This window comes from Pedobacter sp. (assembly GCF_035566355.1).
Lineage (GTDB): Bacteria > Bacteroidota > Bacteroidia > Sphingobacteriales > Sphingobacteriaceae > Pedobacter.
Genome location: NZ_DATMRL010000591.1, coordinates 1 through 3,747, shown reverse-complemented (window position 1 = coordinate 3,747; position 3,747 = coordinate 1). Strand labels below are relative to the sequence as shown.

At 41.7% G+C, this 3,747-nt stretch carries 2 protein-coding genes and 2 pseudogenes; 3 read left to right on the top strand and 1 reads right to left on the bottom strand.

Going from position 1 to position 3,747, the window contains the following annotated elements:
- The 3 genes and pseudogenes from VNZ46_RS23225 to VNZ46_RS23215 form a co-directional block, all read left to right on the top strand.
- Positions 1 to 533 (top strand): annotated as a pseudogene (locus tag VNZ46_RS23225) (SusC/RagA family protein); the annotation flags it as partial.
- 10 nt (positions 534 to 543) lie between these two features.
- Positions 544 to 1,914, top strand: a complete 1,371-nt coding sequence (locus VNZ46_RS23220; RefSeq protein WP_325563080.1) for a RagB/SusD family nutrient uptake outer membrane protein — start codon at positions 544 to 546, stop codon at positions 1,912 to 1,914.
- Between the two features lie 85 nt (positions 1,915 to 1,999).
- Positions 2,000 to 3,250 (top strand): YdcF family protein, encoded by a 1,251-nt coding sequence (locus tag VNZ46_RS23215; protein ID WP_325563078.1) that lies wholly within the window; start codon positions 2,000 to 2,002, stop codon positions 3,248 to 3,250.
- 27 nt (positions 3,251 to 3,277) lie between these two features.
- Here VNZ46_RS23215 and VNZ46_RS23210 read toward each other — a convergent pair.
- Positions 3,278 to 3,747 (bottom strand): annotated as a pseudogene (locus VNZ46_RS23210) (hypothetical protein); the annotation flags it as partial.

The following is a 3,747-nucleotide window of genomic DNA, read 5'->3' as shown; positions in this document are numbered from 1 at the left end:
AAGACAGGGAAATTGTAGGTAATTATTTGCCAAAGTTTACTTATGGTTTTGCAACATCTGCCGAATATAAGGGGATTGATTTAAGTGTTGCCCTGCAAGGCGTTTACGGAAATAAGATCCTGAACTTGTCGAGAAGGTATTTTGCAAATAAAGAGGGGAATATGAACAATATGATCAGTTCTTTAGATCGCTGGATATCTGAAAGTAATCCTGGAAGCGGACAAGATGTGCGGGCAAACCGCGTTGCCAAGGGAAGTAATGGAACCACCTCTACCTGGCATATTGAAGATGGATCTTATTTAAGAATCCGCAATATTGCATTGGGTTATACCTTTCCTTCCGATCTGGTCAAGAAAATGTATTTATCCAAGCTGAGGTTATATGTCTCCGCACAAAATCCTTTTACATTTACCAAATACACCGGTTATAATCCAGAGGTAACCAACAGGTCTGCTGCCACTACAAATGGGGAAGACTATGGTGTTTATCCAACCTCCAGAACCATATCAATCGGTGTTAACATTACTTTATAAACTAAGAACCATGAAAAAATATATTATACTCTCAATGACTTGTGGTTTAATGATTACAGCCACATCTTGTAAAAAATTCCTTGACTTAAAACCTCTTGATTCTTATACTGAAAATACATTCTATGTAGACGAAAAAGGTTTACAGGGTGGCTTAATCAGTTGTTACGATGCTTTGCAGACGGACAGTCTTTATGGGAATAATTTGCTCACTCTTGGTGAGATACGTGGAGACAATGTGACTGACAACGACCCTGGTTCTGGTGCTGGTGTTCGCAATCAGATAGAGGTTTTTTCAGAAACCCCAGCCAACAATATTCTCGCGGCTTCCTGGCAGGGACATTACAAAGCGGTTTACCGAAGTAATCTTATCTTAGACCGAGCGCCTGGTATTAACATGAATGAGGGAACTAAAAATCAGATCGTTGGACAGGCTAAATTTATCAGGGCCCTTAGTTATTTTAATCTGACCCGTTTATGGGGCGATGTTCCCCTGGTTCTGAAGGTGCAGAAAACAGAAGAGGCCAGAGCAAACAGCAGGACAAGTTCTGCTCAGATTTATCAGCAGATCATTGCTGATTTAACGGATGCTGCTGTAAAACTACCTGTTTCCTGGCCCGACGCACAAAGAGGAAGGGCAACAAGTTATGCGGCTTCTGCTTTGCTGGCTAAGGTCTATCTGTATCAGAAGAAATATGATCTGGCCGCTTCTACATTACAGCCGATAGTCGCTGCAATCTATGCAGGTACTGTATTGTCAACCGTGCCTCAGCCAGTTACATTTCCGAACAGTTTGAAAACCAGTAAGGATATTATTTTTGCTGTGCAATATCTCGCCGGCGGGGTCAAAGAGGCTGTTAACCAGGATAACCGTTATAGAAATAACAGCAATACCAACACCATAACTTTGCCGCAGAGTTTATTTGAAGCCGGTGATAACCGTAAAGCATTGGTTGCTCCAACAAATATTGGAAACCGTCCTGGAAAATTCAATAATCCAGTATCCAACAATACGGAGACCAGCAGTGATTTTCCAGTGATTCGTTGCGCGGATGTATTGCTGATGTATGCAGAGGCCTTAAATGAGCTTGCTTATGGTAACGCTGAAGCTTTTGCTGCACTGAATGCAGTAAGAACAAATGCAGGTATTCCGATAAAAACGCCAGCAATGCTCACACTTCAAAGCGATTTCAGAAAAGAGGTGTATTTACAACGCAGGCTGGAACTGGCTCTGGAAGCGGATAGATGGTTTGATATTGTGAGAACCAATCAAATGACATCAGTTTTTCCAGGTATACCTGCGTTTAGAAGCTTGTATCCTGTTCCTCAACCGGAGATTGATAACATTACCAATAAATCCGGCTGGCAAAATACCGGTTATTAAATGCTTCAAGCAAATTAGAGGCCCGGAAAGTATAAATTCCGGGCACTCTTTAATTTTAAATATATTTGATGATAAATTAAATTCTATGAGAGTTCTGTCTTTTTTGATCTGTTGTGGGTTTATGTCTCTGCATGCTTTGGCTCAAAAGGCGGGGCCTGATAAAGCATACCTTTTACAAAGTACCCATAACCCGGTTCAGTATAAAAATTACTACTTGTTTACGTTGTGGCAGAAAGACCAGGCTGTAAAGAAAATGATCCAGGATGATCAGGCTCTGAATGCTGTCTTAAAGGATAAACAGGTAAAGATCAATAATGCCTTAAAAAGTTGTACCGGCGACATATCCTGCTTTACCTCAGCAGTTAAATTCAGTGCCGATGAAATCCGTGTTGTGGCAGAACGTTTAAACAGTCTGTTCAAAACTGGCAATGCCTTAGATCTTCTGGTTAAGAACCAGTTAATCCCCTCCGGATGCTATAACAGCTATGCAGATCTTGCCCCTAAAGAGCTGTTGATCAAAGCATGGGAGCAGGATGCAAAAGCCGTTAACTATGCAATTGATGTTTATGTTGAAGGCCGGAAGCCCAATTATCCGGCAATAGATTCTATAGGTTTCAATGTGAAAGATAAAAGCTACCCTGAACTTGTTAAAACCAATGCTTTGTTAAGCCTGGGTTCAAAAAACACCTTGTTTTTTGAACCCGCAATGCAGTTTGCTTTGGTTGCCCTGGAAATTAACGAAAGAAACGATGCTGCAGATTACGAGCCGATGGTCAGCACGGTCAATAAAGAAGCGTTGTTGTCTATTCAAAAAACAAATTTTACCCATTATAAATACAGTCTGATCCTGGTGCCTGGCGAAGGCCCTGAGGAACGCGAAACCGAATTGAGTGCCGGTGGAATGTTGCGTTGCCGTCTGGCAGCAGAACAATATCGGAAAGGTGTTGCGCCTTTTATTATGGTCTCCGGAGGAAGGGTTCATCCATATAAGACCAAGTATAGCGAGGCCTATGAGATGAAGAAATTTCTGAAAAACACCATGCAAATACCGGAAGAAGCCATCTTAATGGAGCCGCATGCAAGACATACCACGACAAACATGCGTAATGCTTCCAGGATCATGTTCCGGTATGGTATTCCTATGGATAAACCAGCTCTGGTGGTGACGGTAAAATCTCAAAGTATGTACATCAGCGGGGTTATGCCTCAGCGTTGTGTACAGGAACTTGGATATGTGCCTTACCGTATTGGAAATCGCCTATCTGATCAGGAACTGGAGTTTTATCCGAATACGATGTCACTGCAGATTGATTTTGATGAGCCATTAGATCCATAGATCTTTAAAAAAATCATTGTTGGGCCGTCAGATATGCTCAATGATGATTTTTGAAATTTCTCCCGCATTACTGTAAACCATAAAATGCCCGCCACCTTGTATCAGAAGGTCGGGCTTGGTGTATTTAGCAGGCAATACGTTGTCGTTTGTACCATGAATATGGGTAAGGTTTGCGGGTATTTCTTTGTTTCTCCAGTTTAGGATGCAGGTTAAAGCCCATTTCATAAAATAAGGATCGCTATCTGCAACCAATTGTTTTATTAAGGAAAGTTCTTCAGTTGTTTTACCGCCAATAAACTTTAAACCAAGTGAATTGCTTTGTTTCATCAGGCTTACCGGAACCATCTTTTCAAGTTGAAGGAAACCCGCTGTTCTGTAATACCAGGGCAAGTGGGTATAAACAGGGGTGCTGGAAATCAGAAAAGTGTGTATTGGTTTAAGCTTCTTAGCGATTTCTGTGGCGAGCATCCCACCAAAGGAAAGGCCAATCAGATAAA

Excerpts from the sequence above, each read along its gene's own strand:
- VNZ46_RS23220 (WP_325563080.1), top strand. The coding sequence starts at position 544 with ATGAAAAAATATATTATACTCTCAATGACTTGTGGTTTAATGATTACA.
- VNZ46_RS23215 (WP_325563078.1), top strand. The coding sequence starts at position 2,000 with ATGAGAGTTCTGTCTTTTTTGATCTGTTGTGGGTTTATGTCTCTGCAT.